The organism is Prauserella flavalba (assembly GCF_003202235.1).
In the GTDB taxonomy this organism is placed as follows: Bacteria; Actinomycetota; Actinomycetes; order Mycobacteriales; family Pseudonocardiaceae; genus Prauserella_A; species Prauserella_A flavalba.
Genome location: NZ_MASU01000001.1, coordinates 16,221 through 33,983, shown reverse-complemented (window position 1 = coordinate 33,983; position 17,763 = coordinate 16,221). Strand labels below are relative to the sequence as shown.

The following is a 17,763-nucleotide window of genomic DNA, read 5'->3' as shown; positions in this document are numbered from 1 at the left end:
GGTTGTACCAGCATCACGCTCCGGCCGAACGTCGAGCGGCGTTGAGCGTTTCGTGCAGCCGCAGCCACGTCTCGCTCACGGTCGGGTAGCTGGGCACGGCGTGCCAGAGCGCCGACAGGGGCACCTTGCCGACGATCGCGACCGTCGCCGAGTGCACGAGCTCCGCGATGCCGGGCCCCACGAACGTGGCCCCCACGATCGTGTCCTTCGCGCGGTCGAGTACCAGCTTGGCGCGGCCCGCGTAGTCCTCGCGCTGCACGTAGGTGCCCGCGAGCGCGGCCATGTCGTACTCAACGGTCTCCACGTCGATGCCGGCGTCACGGGCCTGCCGCTCGGTGAGCCCGGCCGAGCCGACCTCCGGGTTGGTGAACGTGACCTGTGGTGTCGCGGCGTGGCCGGTCGCGGTGCTCAGGCCGTCGTCGGGCTCCCTGCCCTCCGCGCGGGCGGCGATCACCTCGCCCACGATCCGTGCCTGATATTTGCCCATGTGGGTGAGCAGCGCCTTGCCGCACACGTCGCCGATCGCGTAGAGCCACTGCCCGTCGACGCCGGTCACCTGCTGGCGGTCGTCCACGCCGAGGTAGCCGCCCGCGCTCAGGCCCACGGCGTCGAGCCCGATGTCGCCGGTGTTGGGCGTGCGGCCCGTGGCCACGACGAGCTCGTCGGCGACGAGCACGGTGCCGTCGCCGAGGGTCACCCGCACCTCGCCGCCGTGCGGCAGGCCGACGCCCGTGTCGCGCGCGTCCGGCCGCTCGACGGAGGCGACGTCTCCGTTCGCGTAGAGGCGGACGCCATCGGCACGCAGCTTGTCGGCCACCAGCTCACCGGCGAAGGGCTCCTGGCGCGGCAGCAGCCGCTCGCCCCGGTACACCACGCTCAGCTCGGCGACGCCGAGCCCGCGCAGCCACGTCGCCGCCTCGCACGCCACCACCCCGCCGCCGATGATCACGACCCGGCGGGGCACCTCGTGCAGGTTCGTGACGTCGTGAGAGGTCCACGGCAGCGCGTCCCGCAGCCCCGGGGTGTCCGGGATCGCCGCGGAGGAGCCGGTGTCGATCACCACGGCGTGCCGGGCGGTGAGGTCCCTGGTTGCGCCGTCCCTGCCGGTGACGGTGATCGTCCGCTCGCCGGTGAGCCGCCCGTAGCCGCGTACGACGTCGATCCCGGCGCCGAGGGCCCAGTCGATCTGGGAGGTGTCGTCGAGGTCGTGCACGATCGCGTCGCGCCGGGCCAGCACCTCGCCGACGTCGAGCGGTGCCTCGGCCAGCTTCGCGGTACCGGGGAGGTGCAGGGCCGCGTCGCGCAGCTCCACGGGCCGCAGCAGGCCCTTGCTCGGCATGCACGCCCAGTAGGAGCACTCGCCACCGAGCAGCGCGGCCTCCACGAGCACGGCGCTCAGGCCGGAGAACTGCGTCGCGTACTGGGCGGCGTTCTCCCCCGCGGCCGCGCCGCCGAGAACGATGACGTCCCACTCCGTGCGATCGGGGTCCACCGATGCGGCCATCCGGGTCTCCTCAGGTCCAGTAGGAAGCTCCGGACGTCAGCGAACCACAAGGTGCCCTCCAACCGCAGTGAAGGCCACCATGCCTGCGCCCACCCGTCTCCCGCCACCACCCAAACGGAGACGCTGCGCGCCGCTGCGTTTGATTCCGCGCAGTGAAGGTGGCCTTCACTGCAGAAGGGGTGCTTAGTACTGCGGGTGCCTAGTACTGGGCGTCGAGGAAGCCCGTCACCACCGAGTAGTACTCGTCCGGCCGTTCCTCCTGGAGGTGGTGGCCAGCTCGGTCCATGACGTAGAGCTGCCCGCGCGGCACCATGCGCGCCAGCATGAGCGGGTAGTCGGGCGTGAGGAACGCGTCGTGCATGCCCCACGCGAAGAGCACCGGCGCCTCGATGCGGCCCAGTTCGGCCGAGAGGTCCTGCCATTCGCCGCGCGGGTTGTCCGACGCGGCCGCCAGCGCCATCTCCTCCGGGTCGAGGCTCTGCTCGTAACGCATCGTCACGGTCGAGTCGGGGATCGCCTCGGCGTCGTACCACTCCAGGCGAGCCATCAGCTCCCGCATTTTCTCCCACGTCGGGCCCGTGCCGCCGTAGTAGGCGTCGCGCGCGTTGCGGCCGCGCCGTCCGCCCTCGGGCAGCGGCGCGAGCGGGCCGTGGAACACCGGCATGCTCCCAGTGACCACCAGCGAACGGACCCGCGACGGGTACTTCGCCGCCAGGTTCAGCGCGATCGTGCCGCCCCACGAGTTGCACACGAGGTCGGCGCGTCCGATGCCGAGCGTGTCGAGCAGCGCGACGGTCTTGGCCGCGTGGAAGTCCCACATCGGCCCCGTGATCACGCATTTCTCGGAGCGGCCGTACTGGAGGATGTCGACGAGGTAGCACTTGCGGTCGTCGGCGAAGAGCGGCGCCACCGGGCCGAAGTCGGACCAGCCCGTGCAGCCCGGGCCGCCACCGTGCAGGAACACGGCCGGCCTCGTGCCCTCGCCCGCCTCCAGGTAGTGGTACTTCACCCCGTCGGCCTCGGCGTAACGACTCTGGAACGGCTCCGTGGACGTCATGGTCGCCGATCGTGCCGCCGCACCCGGCCCTGCTCCAACGGCCGCGGTCTGCTCAGCGAACCGAAGGCGTAGTCACGGCGGCGCGAGCGAGCCCATCATGCCCGGCACAGGCTTGGAACGTTCGGGAGGACGACGCGATGACACGACGTCTCGAGGAGGGCGCCACCCGCACGCGGCCGAAGCTGCCGGGCCGCCAGGACTGGTCGTCGTGGCCCAACTACGACGCAGCTGCCGAGGGCTTCCGTGGCTACTGGTATCCCGTGACCTGGTCGAGCCACGTCACCGGCAAGCCGAAGGCGTTCACGATCTGCGGCGAGAAGCTCACCCTGATCCGGGACAACGGCACCGCGTACGCGCTGCACGACCGCTGCCCGCACCGCGGCGTTCCGCTCTCGCTGGGCAGCCAACAGTTTCCCGGCACCGTGAGCTGCCCGTACCACGGCTGGACGTTCGACCTCACCAACGGCAAGCTGTGCGCGGTCATCACCGACGGCCCCGACTCGCCCATCCGCGGCAAGGTCGGGGTGCCGACCTACGCCGTGGCGGAGCGGCTCGGCATGGTGTGGGTGTACGTGCCGCTGGCGGGTGAGGCCGCGCCGCCGATCGACGAGCAGCTGCCCGAGGAGCTGGTCGGCAACGCGTTCGTCATGGGCGGGCGCATCGACCCCCGCGCGGGCAACTGGCGCTTCGCCTGCGAGAACGGCTTCGACGAGGGTCACGCGAAGTACCTGCACCGCACGTCGCTGTGGCGGCTGTTCAAGCCGATGCCGGTCTGGAACATCACGCGCGTGGTGCCGGAGGGCCGCTGGATCTACCGCGTGCAGGACGAGGTGCACTGGGAGGCCGACTTCCCCGGCGTCGGGCACTGGACCGGCAAGCGGTGGTGGAAGCTGCGCCCGCCGAAGGGCACGTTCAACGTCGGCAACACCGGCACGCCGAAGAAGGTCGACCCGGTGATCGAGAAGCAGGGCTTCCCCGGGTTCGCCTCGCTGTCCATGCCGGGCGTGCTGCGGATCGTGTACCCGAAGTTCATCCACTACGAGTTCTACGTGCCCGTGGACGCCGACAACCACCGGTACGTGGGCGTGATGGTCAACTTCCTGAAGGGCGTGGCGACCGCGCGCTTCTACGCGAAGTACCTGGGCGCGATCCGGTGGCTGTTCCACGGGCAGTTCTCCGGCCAGGACGCGTGGATGGTCGACGTCACCGACGCGCCGCCGGAGAAGCTCTACCGCCCCGACGTGTCGCTCACGTCGTGGCGCAACCTCGCCGAGTCCACCACCAAGCAGAAGCTGGCCGCGCTGAAGGGAGAGCCGTCGTGAGGATCGTCTTGGTGCTGGTCTTGGGCGGCACAGCCGTGGCGGCTCCGTTCGCGTGGCGCGCGGTGGCCCGCCGTTCCAACACCCAGGTCAGGCGGATCAACCAGTGAGCGAGCGGGACGGCTGGGTCGCCGAGGCGTCCCGGCACATCACCCCGGAACGCCTGCGCGAGCTGATCGCGGGCCTCGTCGACGTGCCGAGCCCCACCGGGTTCGAGGCGCCGCTGGCCGAGCACCTCGCGCGCACGCTCACCGCCGCCGGAGTGCCCACCTCGGCCCAGCCGATCGACGAGCACCAGGCCAACGCGCTCGGCCGCCTGCGCGGTGACGGCACCGGCCCCGACCTCATGCTCTACGCGCCCATCGACACCCTCACCACCGGCGATCCCGAGCAGGACGTGCCGTGGATCGGCCCCGAGCTGCGCGAGGACATGCGGGCCGAGGCCCGGCACGACGGCGACTTCGTCACCGGCCTCGGCGCCTCGAACCCCAAGGGCCATGCCGCGTGCGTGGCGATGGCCGCCGAGGCGATCGCCGCCGCGGGCGTGCCGCTCACCGGTGATCTCGTGGTCGCCTTCGGCGCGGGCGGCATGCCCACCAACGCGCTGCCCGCGAGTACCCGCCGCAACACCGGGCAGGGCGCGGGCTGCTCGTTCCTGCTGGAACAGGGCGGCTGGACCGACTTCGCCGTGATCGCCAAGCCGGGCTGGACCGTGTCGTGGGAGGAGGTGGGCCTGGCCTGGTTCGACATCGAGGTCGGCGGCACCCACACCTACGTCGGCTCCCGCCACCGGCTGCCCTACGCCAACGCGATCGCCCGCGCCGGTGAGGTCGCGGTGCGGCTGGAGCAGTGGTTCGCCGAGTTCGCCCAGCGGCACACCGGCGGCACGGTGAGCCCGCAGGGCGTGGTCTCGTCGATCGAGGGCGGCTGGCGGCGCATGGCGGCCACGACGCCCGCCGCGTGCCGCCTGCGCGCCGACCTGCGCCTGCCGCCCGGGTTCTCGCCCATGACGGCCAAACGGGAACTCCTCGCCGCGCTGGCGAAGATCGGCGCCGAACTGTCCATCGAGGACATTCGCGCCGAGCTGGTGCTCGCCATCCCCGGCACGCACACGCCGCCGGAATCGTGGGTCGCGCGCAGCGCCATCGCGGCGTGGGAGGCGATCGAGGGCAGGCCGCACGAGGTGATCCGCGGCAACAGCGGAGCCACCGACGCGAACATCCTGCGCAACCGGGGCATCCCGACCGTGCGCGTCGGCATGCCCAAGGTCGCTCATACCGCCGAGGACTTCTCACTCGGCATGAACACCGTGGACGTCCGCGAGATGGTGCGGCTGACCCGCCTGCTGGTGCGGACGGCCGTCGACACGACGACGAGGTCGCGAAGCGAGGTGGGGCTATGACGGAGATCGTGCTCGGCGTGGGCGCGTCACACAGCACGCTCATGAACACCCATTGGGAGCAGACGGTCCACAAGGCCGAGGCGGAGCGGTTCCGCGACGCGCTCCACACCGCACGGGACGAGTTGGCCGCCGCCGCTCCCGACACCGCCGTGATCATCGGCTCCAACCACTTCCGCGGCTTCTGGCTCGACCTCATCCCCAGCTTCACGATCGGCGTCGGCGAATGCGTCGCCAGCGGCGAGTCCGGCACACCGAAGGGCCCGCAGCCCGTGGACGTCCCGCTCGCCCGGCACGTCGCCAACTCGCTGGTGGAGGGCGGCCGGTTCGACGCCGCGTTCTCGGCCCGGCTGCAGATCGACCACGGCCAGTCGCACGCCATCCAGTACCTGCTCGCCGGGCTCGACGTGGAGATCGTGCCCGTGGTGGTCAACGTTTTCGCGCACCCGCTGCCCACGCTCGCCAGGTGCGCCGACCTCGGCGCCGCCGTGCGCGAGGCCGTGCTCGGGTTCGAGGACGACCGCCGCGTCGCCGTGCTCGCCTCCGGCGGGCTCTCGCACCGGCTGCCGTGGCCCGACTGGCGCGACCCGAGGGGCGACGACGAGGAGTTCATGGTCCGCGCCTGGCTCGACGGCCGGGACAACTGGCAGGACTACGACGCCCGCAGGCGCGAGATCATCCGCGCGGCGAGCGCGGCGATCAACCCCGAGTTCGACGACGAGTTCCTGAGCCTGCTGGAGAAGGGCGAGGCGCACCGCCTCACCGACTGGAGCACCGAGCGGCTCGAGGAGGTCGCGGGCAACGGCGCGCAGGAGATCCGCACGTGGCTCGCGATGGCCGCCGCGCTCGACCACGTGCCCGCGAGGCGACTGTCGTACGAGGTGATCCCCGAGTGGCTGACGGGCATGGGGGTCGCCGTTCTCGACCCGGCAACGAGGAGTGACGCGTGACGATCTGGACCGAACTGGCCGATGTGGACTTCCGGCAGGCCTATGTGGACGCGGGCGGCATCCGTACGCGCGCGTTGCAGGCAGGCCCCGAGGACGGTGAGCACGTGGTGTTCCTGCACGGCACCACCGGCCACCTCGAGGCGTTCGTCCGCAACATCGGGCCGCACGCGCGGCGCTACCGCTGCCACGCCATCGACATGCTCGGCCACGGCTACACCGACAAGCCCGACAAGCCCGGTGAGATCCCGGCCTACGTCGAGCACCTGCTCGCCTATCTCGACGCCGTGGGGGCGAAGAAGGCCCACCTCGTCGGCGAGTCCCTCGGCGGCTGGGTCGCTGCGTGGACGGCGAGCGAGCACCCCGAGCGCGTCGCGACGCTGCAGCTGCTGTGCATGGGCGGCACCAAGGTCAACCCCGAGGTGATGCAGCGGCTCAAGACGTCCACCACCGCGGCGTCGCTGGAGGACGACATCGAGCTCACCCGCAAGCGGCTGCGGCTGCTGTGGGCAGAGTGGGACGACGACCTCGGCGACGAGCTCACCGAGGTGCGCTACGACATCTACCACCGGCCGGAGTTCCAGAAGAACCTGCACAACCTCCTGGCGCTGCAGGAGACCGAGACGCGTGAGCGCAACCTCCTGCGCCCCGAGCGCATGGCGAGGATCAGCGCGCCGACGCTCGTGGTGTGGGGCAACAAGAACCCCTTCGGCGACGTGCCCGAGGCGCACGCGATCGCCGACGCGATCCCCGGTGCCCGGCTGGAGATCTTCCCCGAGTGCGGGCACTGGCCCCAGCACGAGCAGGCCGACCGCTACAACCCGCTGAGCCTCGAATTTCTCGCCGAGGCGTCGTGACCGGAATCCGGTTCGGCTACGCCGACTCCTCGCTCGGGCAGCTGCACTACGCCGAGTGCGGCACGGGCGAGCCCGTGGTGCTGCTGCACCAGACGCCCCGCTCGTGGGACGAGTACCGCGAGGTGCTGCCGCTGCTCGGCGCCACACACCGGGCGATCGCGATGGACACCGCGGGGTTCGGCCGCTCGGCGCCGCCCGCCGAGCACGGCATCGAGCACTACGCCGCCGCGGTGCTGGAGTTCCTCGACGCGCTCGGTCTGGACCGCGTGTCGCTCGTCGGCCACCACACGGGCGGGGTCGTGGCGATCGAGGTCGCGGCGTCGGCGCCGGAGCGGGTCGAGCGGCTCGTGCTCTCGTCGACGCCGTGGGTCGACGCGGCCTCCCGCGAGGCCCGTGCCACGCGGCCCCCGATCGACCACGTGCCCGTGAGTGAGGACGGCGAGCACCTGGCGACGTTGTGGCGGCGCAGGCAGGCCTTCTATCCGAAGGGCAGGCCAGACCTGCTCACGCGGTTCGTGCGCGACGCGCTCGTGCTCGGCGACGACGTCGAGGCCGGTCACCACGCGGTGGGCCAATACCGCATGGAGGAGCGCATCGGCAAGGTCTCCGCGCCCGCGCTCTGTATCGGCGCCTCGGCCGATCCGCACGCGTTTCCTCAGCTCGGCGCATTGTCATCGCGCCTGAACAACGCGAAGGTGGTGATTGTCGAGGGCGGCATGGTTCCGTTGATGGAGGAGCATGCCGAAGAGGTCGTGCGAGTGATCGCGAGGTTCCTGACATGACTGTCGTTTCGCCGCCGGGCCCCACCACCACGATGAACTCGGTGCTCGGCAAGGCGCAGCTGATCATCGAGGCCTTCACGGTCGACGATGAGTCGCTGTCGCTGACCGACCTGGTCCGCCGCACCGGGGTCGCCAAGGCCAGCGTGCACCGGCTCGCGCAGGAGCTGCTGGCGTGGGGCCTGCTCGAGCGAGCGGGCACCGGCTACCGGCTCGGGCTCAAGCTGTTCGAGATCGGCCACCGCGTGCCGAGGCAGCGGATCGTGCGCGACGCCGCGCTGCCGTACATGGAGGACCTGCTGCTCGCGACGCAGGAGACCGTGCACTTCGCGATCCGCCACGGCACCGAGGTGCTGTACCTGGAGAAGATCGTGGTGCACCGGGGCCTCAGCGAGCAGTCGCGGGTGGCGGGCAGGCTCCCGATGTACTGCACGGCGACCGGCAAGATGCTGCTCGCCCACGCCCCCGACGAGTTGTTCGCCGAGGTCGTCGCCAAGGGCCTGCGCCCGCTGACCAGGCACACCATCACGTCGTCCGCCGTACTGCGCGGGCAGCTCGACAAGATCCGCGAGCGCGGCATCGCCACCGAGTGGGAGGAGACCCGCCTCGGCTACGCCAGCACGGCCGTGCCCGTCCCGGACGTCGACGGCAGCCCCATCGGCGCGCTGTCGGTCACCGCGCCGACCACGCGCATGAACGCCGCGCAGGTGGCCGGCGCGCTGCGCACCGCGGCGAACGGCATCGCCCGCACGCTGCGCGCGACCCGCTGAGCGGGTCCGGTGCCCGGACCCGCGCTGTTGACGCCGCCGCACCAGTAGTTGAAGGGTTTGCGAATGAGCGACGATTGGTCCGTCACCTCGGTGATCCGCAGGCTGCTCAGCCCGGAGGGGCTCGCCGACCCCTACGCGATCTACTCCGAGATCCGGGCCGCCGCCGACGCGGGGCTGCCGACGGGGCGGTTCCTGTTCCGCTACGCCGACGTGCGCGAGGCACTCTATGACCGCGACCTCAGCTCCGACCGCGTCTCGGCGATCCTGCGGCCCCTGCCGGAGGAGGCCAGGCGCGAGGCCGCGCCGCTGGAGGAGACGATGCGCGACATCGTCGTGTTCTCCGACCCGCCCGACCACCGGCGACTGCGCAGGCTGCTGCTCAAGGCGTTCACCCCGCGCATGGTGGCCCAGGCCAAGCCCGCGATCGAGAAGCTCACGCGGTCGCTGCTCGACGGCCTGCCCGCCGAAGGCGACGCGTTCGACCTGCACCGTGGGCTCATGTACCCGATGCCCGCGCTCGTGGTGTCCGCGCTGCTCGGCATCCCCGAGGAGGAGCACGAGGCGTTCCAGGGCTGGGCACTCGACCTGGTGCTCGTGGTCGGCTCCGGCCGCATCACACCGGAGCTGGCGCGGCGGGCGTCCGACAGCGCGCTGCGGATGCGGGAACTCTTGTCCCGGCTGGTGGAGCAGCGCCGCAACGCTCCTGGTCCGGACCTGCTCAGCGCCATGATCGAGGCCGTTGACGAGGGCGAGCGGCTCACCGAGAACGAGCTGTACGCCAACGCGTTGTTCCTCATGACCGCGGGCCACGAGACCGCCACCAACATGCTGAGCAACGGCCTGCTCGCGCTGCTGCGCCACCCCGACCAGCTGGAGCTGCTGCGCGGCGACCACTCGCTGCTGGGCTCCGCCACCGAGGAGATGCTGCGCTTCGAGGGGCCGGTGCAGATCGCGGCCAGGATCGCCGACCGCGACCGCGAGCTGTGCGGACTGGACCTCAACCGGGGACAGCCCGTGATCCTGCTGCTCGGCGCCGCCAACCGCGACCCCGACGTGTTCGAAGACCCCGACCGGTTCGACATCACGCGCGAGGCGAAGGGGCACCTGGCGTTCTCGCACGGCATGCACTTCTGCCTCGGCGCCGCGCTCGCGCGCGCCGAGATGGAGGTGGTGCTGCCGCTGGTGTTCGAGCGGTTCCCCCGGTTGCGGCTCGCCGAGGAGGACATCGAATGGCAGCCGACGCTCGACTTCCGTGGTCCCAACCGCCTGCTGGTGAGGTGAGCGCATGACCGGGGTGGACGTGCTCGACACGCCGGTGGCCGAGCTGGCCGACGCGGTGGACCGTGCTCGCACGGGGTCGGCGTTCCTGCGGGCCAAGCTTGGTGACGTGCCCGTTCGCAGCGCCGAGGACTTCGCGGGGCTGCCGTTCACCACCAAGCACGAGCTGCGTGAAACGCCGTTCCTCGACTACGCGGCCCTGCCGGCCGAGCGGATCGTGCGCATCCACTCCTCGTCGGGCACCACGGGCAGGCGCACGATCTGCGCCTACTCGGCCAAGGACCTCGACGACTGGGCCGAGATGTTCGCCCGCTGCTACTCCTTCGCCGGTGTGACCGAGGCCGACCGGGTGCAGCTGATGGTCGGCTACGGGATGTGGACCGCGGGCGTCGGCTTCCAGGCCGGCGCGGAGCGGCTGGGCGCCATGACCGTGCCGAGCGGGCCCGGCAACACCGACCTGCAGCTGGAGCTGATGCGCGAGGCCGGGACGACCGTGTTCGGCGCGACGTCGTCGTTCGCGCTGCTCATCGCCGAGCTGGTGGAGCGCGAGGGCCTGCGCGACGAGCTGTCCCTGCGCGTCGGCGTGATCGGCTCCGAGCGCTGGGGCGATGCCACCCGCAGGCGGATCGAGTCCGGGCTCGGCATCGAGACGTTCGACATCTACGGCATGACCGAGCTGTGGGGACCGGGCACCGGCATCGAGTGCTCGCTGCACGACGGCATGCACGTGTGGTCGGACCACTACCACGTCGAGATCGTCGACCCGGAGACGCTGGAACCGGTGCCGCACGGAACCCCCGGCGAGGTGGTGGTGACGACCCTGACCAAGGAGGCCACCCCGCTCGTGCGCTACCGCACGCGTGACCTGTCCTTCCGCTATGCCGAGCCGTGCCCGTGCGGCAGCCCGTACCCGCGTATCGGTCGTATCGAGGGCCGCTCCGACGACCAGGTGAAGGTGCGCGGCGTGATCTTCCTGCCCGCCCAGGTCGACACCGTGCTCGCCGAGGTCGAGGGCGCGGGCTCGGAGTTCCAGGCGCACGTCGACCGCGACGAGTCCGGCCGCGACTCGCTGACCATCCGCGTGGAGGGCGGCGACCGCCAGGGCCTGGCCGCCGAGCTGGCCGAACGGTTCCAGGCGCAGATCGGGATCCGCGTCGACGTGGACCTGGTGCCGATGGGCACCCTCCCTCGCAACGCAGGCAAGACGAAGCGGGTCTTCGACCACCGCGACCTCTAGGCGGGCCCGACTGCAGTGAAGGTGGCCTTCACTGCAGTACCGCATCACTGCATGTGCGGTCAGGCTGACTTGATGGCCTCGCCCAGCAGCTCCAGTGCGACCTCCGGCTCGGGGCCCAGCTCGCCGCTGAAGGACACCGCGTCGAACCCGGCCTCCCGCCAGCGCTTCAGCCCGGCCACGAGGTCGTTCAGGTCACCCGCCGCCATGAAGAGGTCCAGCGTCCGGTCGCTGATCTCGGCGAGCCGCTCGGTCTGCCCGTCGCGCGTCGCGGCGCGGGCGGCGTCGACCTCCGCCTGCGGCACGTCGTGGAACTTCAGCAGCGGGCCAAGGTGCGGCAGGAACGTCGCCATGATGCGCCGCGCGCCCTGCCGGGCCAGCTCGCGGTCGGGGTGCACGTAGGTCCAGTTCTCCACCACGAAGTCCACGTCCGAACGCGAGCGGCCCGCCTCCTCGGCGCCCGCGTGGAACTCCTCGCGCAGCATCGTCGAGTACGCCGGGTCCCACTGCGCCGCAAGGCGAAGGCCCTCGCAATGCGCACCCGCGAGGCGCGCGCCCTTCGGGCCGTGCGCGCCGAGGTACACCGGCACGCGGCGGCCGGTGCCGAAGTGCAGCTTCGCCGACTTGCCCAGCTGGAACACGTCGCCGTGGTACTCGGAGCCGTCGCCGGTGATCACGGCGCGGATGACGTCGACGGCCTCGCGGACGCCCTTGAGCGTCGACGGATTGGTCTGGCCCACCAGCTCGTACATGGAACCGCGGCCGATGCCGAGCACGGCGCGTCCGCCGGAGAGTTCGTCGAGGTGAGCGATGTTCGCCGCGATCTGCACCGGGTGGCTCAGGTAGGGGTGGGTGACGTTCGGGCCGACCTGGATGCGGGACGTCGCGCGCGCGATGTCGCACAGCACCGGCCACACCGGCCTGCGCAGGAGCACGTCGTGCACCGTGACGTCCTCGAAGCCGAGCTCCTCCGCTCGTGCCGCGACCGCCGGGTACGTCTCGATCGGCAGATTTCCGTGGAGCTGCAGGAGATAGCGCATGTTGGTCGTCACGCCGCGAGCATAGTCATGCCCTCGCGGGCGTTCCGGCGGAGTTCGTCCAGGTCCTCCGTGCCCAGCGAGCGCGGGTTGCGGCCCTCGGCCAGCAGGTCCTCGCCGAGCGCGGTGCCCACCAGCGTCAGGATGGCGGCGCCGACGGGCACCTCGACCCCGGCCAGGCGCGCGAGCGCGACGTTGAGGACCAGACCGCAGCGGATGTCCTCGCCGACGTAGCGGTGTTCGAGGGTCACCGACTCGCGCCACAGGCCCGACGCGAGCAGGCGCGCCTTCGCGTCCGGCGGGTACATCGAGGTGTCGCGGCCCGCGTAGTAGTCGGTGAGCGGCCAGTGCGGCTCGCCGAAGCCGAGCGCGCGGCGCAGCGCGATGCGCTCCGCGTCGAGCGCGCGGGTGGTGGCGAGCACGGACGGTGACGTGCCGTCGGCGTGGATGTCGAACCGCTCGGCGATGGTCTCGATGGCGCCGAGGTTGTGGGCGATCAGCGGCGGGTGGATCACGGGACCCCAGTTGCTGAGCGCCGCGTCCAGCCCGTCGGCCAGCCGCACGGCCATCGGGTACGCGGCGGCGAAGCGGGCGTGCGCGTCGTCCGCGAGTGCGCCGGTGCCGGGAATGGAGCCGACGGGCAGGTTGCCGGAGATCACGGGGATGCTCACCTCGCCGGGTGCGGTGACCCGGGTGAGGTAGGGCAGGGTGCCGGTTTCGAGGAAGGCGACGTCGGGCCTGCGTTTCGCGCCGAGCCAGGTACCGAACGTGCCGGGGGTGAACGCGACGGCCTGGCCGGGTGCGAGCAGCGGCGTGAGCGCGTCGAGCAGTTCCGGCTGGGCGGTGGCGGGTACCGGCGCGACGATCAGGTCGGCGCCCTTGACGGCGGCGCCGAGGTCGTGGGTGACCAGCGCGGGGGTGACCTCGCCCGCGTCGTCGTGGGTGCGGTACCTCAGGCGGCCACCGTCGGGGAACGGCGCGGAGCGCCTCCACCAGCGCACGTCGTGCCCGCCGAGGGAGAGGTCCACCACCGCCGCGTGCGACCCGTTCCCACCGCCAAGAACCGTGACGATCACGCGCGTACCTCCAGCCTCAGTGACCCTCCCGCCCGCAGTAGACCCCCAACCCCCGAAACGGGCAAGCCCGAGAGTCCGCTCACCAGACCTGACCGGCCGCGAGTCGTGCACCCACGTGCGCGAGTCGTGCACTCCAGCACGCGAGTCGTGCGCTCCAGCACGCGAGTTGTGCACTCCAGCACGCGAGTTGTGCACTCAGGACGGCCGAGTCGTGCGCTCCCGTTCGCGAGTCCCCCGCTCCCGGCCGCGAGCACCCCACTCGGGACGGCGAGTCGCCGGTTCGGGCTTCGCCCGCGGCGCTCGGAGCGGGGAAGTCGTGTGCGGGAACGCACGACTCGCGCACCGGAACGCACGACTCGCGGTCGGGAACGCACGACTCGCGGTCGGGAACGCACGACTCGCGAACGGGAGTGCACGACTCGCGGACCGGTACCTCAGTCGGTGCGGTTGAAGATCGCGATGCCCGCCGCTATGAGGCCCACGGTGCAGGTCACCGCGATCAGTACCTGCAGGACGACCGGAACCTCCCACCCCGCCCACGTGATCGCCGGGTCGAGGGCCGCCCTCGCACTCGCCGGTACGTCGAGGTGGTCGAAGACCACCGAGCGCATCGGCTGCACGACGTAGGTCAGCGGGTTGACCTTGGTGAGCACCGAGAGCCAGCCGGGCAGGTTCGCCAGCGGGAAAAGGGCTCCGGAGAGGAACATCATCGGCGTGATGATCAGCTGGCTCGCCGGCATCGCCGACTGGATCTGCTTGATCCGCGCCGACAGCAGCACACCCAGCGCCGTCAGCATGAGCGCACCGAGAAAGAGCAGCCCCAGCAACGACAGCAGCAGCCCGAGGTCGTACGGCACCCCCACCAGGCCGGCGAGCGCGAGCAGGATCGTCGTCTGCAGCGTGGCCGTGGTCGCCCCGCCGAGGCATTTGCCGAGGATGATCGACGTCTTGCTCACGGGCGCCACCAGCATCTCCCGCAGGAACCCGAACTCGCGATCCCACACCAGCGAGATCCCCGCGAACGCCGCGCTGAACAGCACCGACATCGCCAGCACACCGGGGAAGAGGAACGTGCGGAAGTCCACCTCGCTCGACACACTGACCACACTGGACAGTCCGGTGCCCATGACGAAGAGGAACAGCAGCGGCTGCAGCAGCATCGCGAACACGCGCGTGCGGTCGCGGCGGAACCGGATCATCTCGCGTCGCCACACCATCGCCGTCGCGCGCAGTTCGTGCGCGAGCCCGCCCGGTGCCGCCGGAAGCTCGACTTCCCTCTGGATGGTCGTGCTCATCGCCTACCCGCCATCATCATCCGCGCCAGCGCGCTCGCGCCGTCGCCCTTCTCGGTGTCGCCCATCGTCCGGCCCGTGTAGGCCATGAAGACGTCGTCCAGGCTGGGCCTGGTCACGGTCACCGTGTCGATGCCGATGCCCAGCTCGCCGAACAGCCTCGGCACGAACTGTGCGCCGTCGGCGACCGCGAACGTCACCATTCCGTCGTGGATCGCCGCGTCCAGCCCGAACCGCTCCCGCAGCACCGCGATCGCGGCGGGGTCGTCCTCGGTCCGCACCCGCACGCGGTCGGCGCCGACGCTGCTCTTGAGCGCGTCCGGGGTGTCGGTGACCACGATCTCGCCGCGGTTCATGATCGCGATGCGGTCGCAGTGCTCGGCCTCGTCCATGTAGTGCGTGGTGACGAAGATGGTGATGTCCTGCCGTTGCCGCAGCAGCGCGATGTACTCCCAGATCGACGCTCGCGTCTGGGGGTCGAGCCCGATGGTCGGCTCGTCGAGGAAGAGCACCCTCGGCGCGTGCAGCAGGCCGCGGCCGATCTCCAGCCTGCGCCGCATGCCGCCGGAGAACTTCAGCACGGGGTCGTGCCGCCGGTCGGTGAGGCCCACCAGTTCGAGTACCTCGTCCATGCGTTCGCGCAGCAGCCTGCGCGGGAGGCCGTACAGCTCGCCGTGGAAGCGCAGGTTCTGCTCCGCGGTCAGGTAGGCGTCCAGTGTGGACTCCTGGAAGACGACCCCGATGTTGCGGCGTACCTCGGCGCGTTCGGTGCGCACGTCGTGTCCGGCGACCACGGCCGTGCCCGCCGTGGCGTCGGTGATGGTGCACAGGATCTTGATGGCGGTGGACTTGCCTGCCCCGTTCGGCCCGAGGAAGCCGAACATCTCCCCCTCGGCGACGTCGAGGTCGATGCCGCCCACCGCCCGCACGTCGCCGTAGGACTTCTCCAGTCCGCGGACGTGCACGGCTTGGTTCACCACGTTCCGACCCCTCTCTAACGGTGTTAGAGGTCAGGGTCTCTCTAACACTGTTAGTCTGTCAAGGTGGCGACGGAGACCAGCGGAAAGTCGGTGACGAGGGAGGCGATCGTCAGCAAGGCGGTCGACCTGATGGGCGAACGCGGGCTCGCGGCGGTGTCACTGCGCCGCATCGCCACCGAGCTGGGTGTCTCGGCGCCGACGCTCTACTGGTACATCGCGAGCAAGCGCGAGCTGCTCGACAGTGTCGCCGAGTACCTGCTGCGCAAGGGCTGGACCGGCATGGCGAACCGGCCCGCCGATGGCCAGCCGTGGTGGGACTGGCTGGAGGAGCGCGCGAGGGCGATGTTCCTGGTGATGACCTCGGTGCGTGACGCGCCACAGGTGGTGGCGGGCAACCGGCCGACGCTCGACCGGCTGCAGCACGTCGACACCGCGCTCGGCGAGCTGGTAGCCGTGGGGTTCCCCGCGGACGAGGCGCAGCAGATCTTCTTCGTCCTTGGTGGCTACGTCGGTGGCATGGCGCTGGAGTGGCAGTCGGAGGCCTCCCGCGAACAGGAGGGCGCCGACGACTCCGCGCTGGGCCGCGCGATCACCGACGCCGACCGGTTCCCGCACCTGGCCGCCGCGGCGGCCGGCAAGGGGCACCGCTCGCCGATGTCGACGTTCGACTACGGCCTCGAGCTGTTGATCCGCGGGCTGCGAGCCCGGCACGAGGAGCTGTGGTGAGCGCGCCGGGGGCCGAGCTCGCGCGCGAGCTGTTGCGGGTGCGCGACCTGATCGACCGGGACTACGCCGAGGAGCTGGACATCGCGGCGCTGGCCCGTTCGGCCTGCGTCTCGCAGGCGCATTTCCGGCGCACGTTCAAGCAGGCGTTCGGGGAAACGCCGTACCGGTACTTGATGACGCGCAGGTTGGAACGCGCGAAGGCGCTGTTGCGTGCGGGCGAGCTGTCGGTCACCGAGGTGTGCCTGGCGGTCGGCTTCACCAGCCTCGGCTCGTTCAGCACCCAGTTCCGCCGGTTCGTCGGCGAGAGCCCGACGGCGTACCGGCGCAGGGCCGCCACGTTGCCGCCGGTGCCGATTCCCGCCTGCTACCTGCGGATCTGGACCCGCCCGCGCGAATGAGCGTTTTCGAGAAGCACCACGCGCCGCGCGCTCGTTAGCGTCGTTGCCGGAGGTGGTTCTCGATGATCACAGGAATGGCATTGGTCTGCGTCAGGGTTCGCGACCAGCAGGAGGCGTACGAGTTCTACGTCGGCAAGCTCGGCCTCAAACCCACGATGGACGAGACGATCGACGGGTTCCGGTACCTGATCGTGTCGGCGCCCGAGCAGCCGGAGCTGCCGATCATGCTGGTGGAGCCGGAGGCGCCGATGATCGACGACGCGGCGGCGCGGCAGATCCGCACGCTGCTGGCGACGGGCGCGCTCGGCCCCGGTGCCTTCCGCACCGACGACTGTCGCGCGACCTACGCCGAGCTGAAGGCCAAGGGCGTCGAGTTCATCGAGGAGCCCGAGGAGCGCTTCTACGGCATCGACGCCGCGTTCCGCGACCCGAGCGGCAACCACTGGCGGCTCACGCAGCCCAAGCCGCCCCAGTGACCACGACGCATGCAGTGAAGGCCACCTTCACTGCGTTGACCGCAGTGAAGGTGGCCTTCACTGCGGTCCGCCTGACCTGGGCCGGCCCGGGGGGAGCACCGCCTTCTTCGTGCGGACCGTGGCGTCGATGCTGACGGTCAGGAAGCGCTCGATGATGCGCCGCTCCTCCGGGCCGAACTCGGTCCACGTGCGGGAGAGCTCCTCGCCGAGCGGGGTGAAGAGGCTCCGCGCGAGCTCCAGCGCCGTCTCCTCCACCCGCAGCTCGACGCGCCTTCGGTCGGTCGCGCTGCGGGTGCGGTGCACGTGGCCCGCCGATTCCAGCCGGTCGATCAGCGCCGTCGTCGCCGAGGCCGACAGGTGCAGCGCCTCGGCGAGCTCCCTCGGGCTCGGCGGCCCTCCCGACCTGGTGGCTTCCATGATCACGGCGAGTGCGTTGAGATCCGTCCGGTGCATGCGATGCGCCTGGCGCAGGATCTCGACGAACTCGCCGTTCTCCACGGTCAGCTGCCGCAGCAGCCGCACGAGGACGTCGTCGCCCGGGCTGTGAGCCGCTGTCACGTTTGTCTCACTCCTCCCGGTTTGCCGCTCCAACGTACCCAGCTTAGTATTTCGGTCATCGAATCATTCGACGATC

At 71.0% G+C, this 17,763-nt stretch carries 18 protein-coding genes; 11 read left to right on the top strand and 7 right to left on the bottom strand.

Features of this window, described 5'->3' with window-relative positions:
• Nucleotides 1–13: 13 nt before the first annotated feature.
• Nucleotides 14–1,504: a dihydrolipoyl dehydrogenase family protein gene (locus BA062_RS00175; RefSeq protein ID WP_210406716.1), complete on the bottom strand. Its 1,491-nt coding sequence runs from the start codon at nt 1,502–1,504 to the stop codon at nt 14–16.
• A gap of 199 nt (nt 1,505–1,703) precedes the next feature.
• Nucleotides 1,704–2,561, bottom strand: a complete 858-nt coding sequence (locus BA062_RS00170) for an alpha/beta fold hydrolase (RefSeq protein WP_110333958.1) — start codon at nt 2,559–2,561, stop codon at nt 1,704–1,706.
• A 137-nt stretch (nt 2,562–2,698) separates the two neighbouring features.
• Between BA062_RS00170 and BA062_RS00165 the strand changes: the two genes are divergently transcribed.
• The 8 genes from BA062_RS00165 (at nt 2,699) to BA062_RS00130 (ending at nt 11,147) form a co-directional block, all read left to right on the top strand.
• Nucleotides 2,699–3,883, top strand: a complete 1,185-nt coding sequence (locus BA062_RS00165; RefSeq protein WP_110333957.1) for an aromatic ring-hydroxylating oxygenase subunit alpha — start codon at nt 2,699–2,701, stop codon at nt 3,881–3,883.
• Between the two features lie 103 nt (nt 3,884–3,986).
• Entirely contained in the window at nt 3,987–5,282 is a 1,296-nt protein-coding gene (locus tag BA062_RS00160; RefSeq protein ID WP_110333956.1) for a M20 family metallopeptidase, read from the top strand.
• A complete protein-coding gene (locus BA062_RS00155; protein WP_110333955.1) occupies nt 5,279–6,229 on the top strand; it encodes a DODA-type extradiol aromatic ring-opening family dioxygenase in 951 nt (316 codons plus the stop codon). The genes BA062_RS00160 and BA062_RS00155 overlap by 4 nt, the downstream gene beginning before the upstream one ends.
• Nucleotides 6,226–7,083: an alpha/beta fold hydrolase gene (locus tag BA062_RS00150; protein ID WP_110333954.1), complete on the top strand. Its 858-nt coding sequence runs from the start codon at nt 6,226–6,228 to the stop codon at nt 7,081–7,083. The genes BA062_RS00155 and BA062_RS00150 overlap by 4 nt, the downstream gene beginning before the upstream one ends.
• Nucleotides 7,080–7,865 (top strand): alpha/beta fold hydrolase, encoded by a 786-nt coding sequence (locus BA062_RS00145; protein ID WP_210406715.1) that lies wholly within the window; start codon nt 7,080–7,082, stop codon nt 7,863–7,865. The genes BA062_RS00150 and BA062_RS00145 overlap by 4 nt, the downstream gene beginning before the upstream one ends.
• Nucleotides 7,862–8,632, top strand: coding sequence for an IclR family transcriptional regulator (locus tag BA062_RS00140; RefSeq protein WP_210406714.1), 771 nt, complete (start codon nt 7,862–7,864; stop codon nt 8,630–8,632). Before BA062_RS00145 ends, BA062_RS00140 begins: the two co-directional genes overlap by 4 nt.
• Before the next feature lie 63 nt (nt 8,633–8,695).
• Nucleotides 8,696–9,913: a cytochrome P450 gene (locus tag BA062_RS00135; protein ID WP_110333953.1), complete on the top strand. Its 1,218-nt coding sequence runs from the start codon at nt 8,696–8,698 to the stop codon at nt 9,911–9,913.
• A 4-nt stretch (nt 9,914–9,917) separates the two neighbouring features.
• Entirely contained in the window at nt 9,918–11,147 is a 1,230-nt protein-coding gene (locus BA062_RS00130; RefSeq protein WP_110333952.1) for a phenylacetate--CoA ligase family protein, read from the top strand.
• Nucleotides 11,148–11,206: 59 nt separating this feature from the next.
• Here BA062_RS00130 and BA062_RS00125 read toward each other — a convergent pair whose 3' ends face one another.
• The 4 genes from BA062_RS00125 to BA062_RS00110 all read right to left on the bottom strand — a co-directional run bounded on the left by BA062_RS00125 (nt 11,207) and on the right by BA062_RS00110 (nt 15,529).
• Nucleotides 11,207–12,196, bottom strand: coding sequence for an LLM class flavin-dependent oxidoreductase (locus BA062_RS00125; protein ID WP_110333951.1), 990 nt, complete (start codon nt 12,194–12,196; stop codon nt 11,207–11,209).
• A complete protein-coding gene (locus tag BA062_RS00120; RefSeq protein ID WP_110333950.1) occupies nt 12,193–13,257 on the bottom strand; it encodes an NAD/NADP-dependent octopine/nopaline dehydrogenase family protein in 1,065 nt (354 codons plus the stop codon). The genes BA062_RS00125 and BA062_RS00120 overlap by 4 nt, the downstream gene beginning before the upstream one ends.
• Before the next feature lie 434 nt (nt 13,258–13,691).
• Entirely contained in the window at nt 13,692–14,552 is an 861-nt protein-coding gene (locus BA062_RS00115; protein ID WP_110333949.1) for an ABC transporter permease, read from the bottom strand.
• A complete protein-coding gene (locus BA062_RS00110) occupies nt 14,549–15,529 on the bottom strand; it encodes an ATP-binding cassette domain-containing protein (RefSeq protein ID WP_110333948.1) in 981 nt (326 codons plus the stop codon). Before BA062_RS00110 ends, BA062_RS00115 begins: the two co-directional genes overlap by 4 nt.
• A 63-nt stretch (nt 15,530–15,592) precedes the next feature.
• On the opposite strand from BA062_RS00110, the gene BA062_RS00105 reads away from it, so the two are divergent.
• The 3 genes from BA062_RS00105 (at nt 15,593) to BA062_RS00095 (ending at nt 17,129) form a co-directional block, all read left to right on the top strand.
• Entirely contained in the window at nt 15,593–16,255 is a 663-nt protein-coding gene (locus tag BA062_RS00105; protein WP_110333947.1) for a TetR/AcrR family transcriptional regulator C-terminal domain-containing protein, read from the top strand.
• The gene (locus BA062_RS00100; RefSeq protein WP_245959607.1) at nt 16,252–16,653 is read left to right on the top strand and encodes a helix-turn-helix domain-containing protein; all 402 of its coding nucleotides are present in this window, start codon (nt 16,252–16,254) and stop codon (nt 16,651–16,653) included. The genes BA062_RS00105 and BA062_RS00100 overlap by 4 nt, the downstream gene beginning before the upstream one ends.
• A 62-nt stretch (nt 16,654–16,715) precedes the next feature.
• Nucleotides 16,716–17,129: a VOC family protein gene (locus BA062_RS00095; RefSeq protein ID WP_110333946.1), complete on the top strand. Its 414-nt coding sequence runs from the start codon at nt 16,716–16,718 to the stop codon at nt 17,127–17,129.
• Nucleotides 17,130–17,186: 57 nt separating this feature from the next.
• On the opposite strand, the gene BA062_RS00090 is transcribed toward BA062_RS00095, so the two are convergent.
• Nucleotides 17,187–17,687: a MarR family winged helix-turn-helix transcriptional regulator gene (locus BA062_RS00090; protein ID WP_245959606.1), complete on the bottom strand. Its 501-nt coding sequence runs from the start codon at nt 17,685–17,687 to the stop codon at nt 17,187–17,189.
• Nucleotides 17,688–17,763 lie beyond the last annotated feature (76 nt).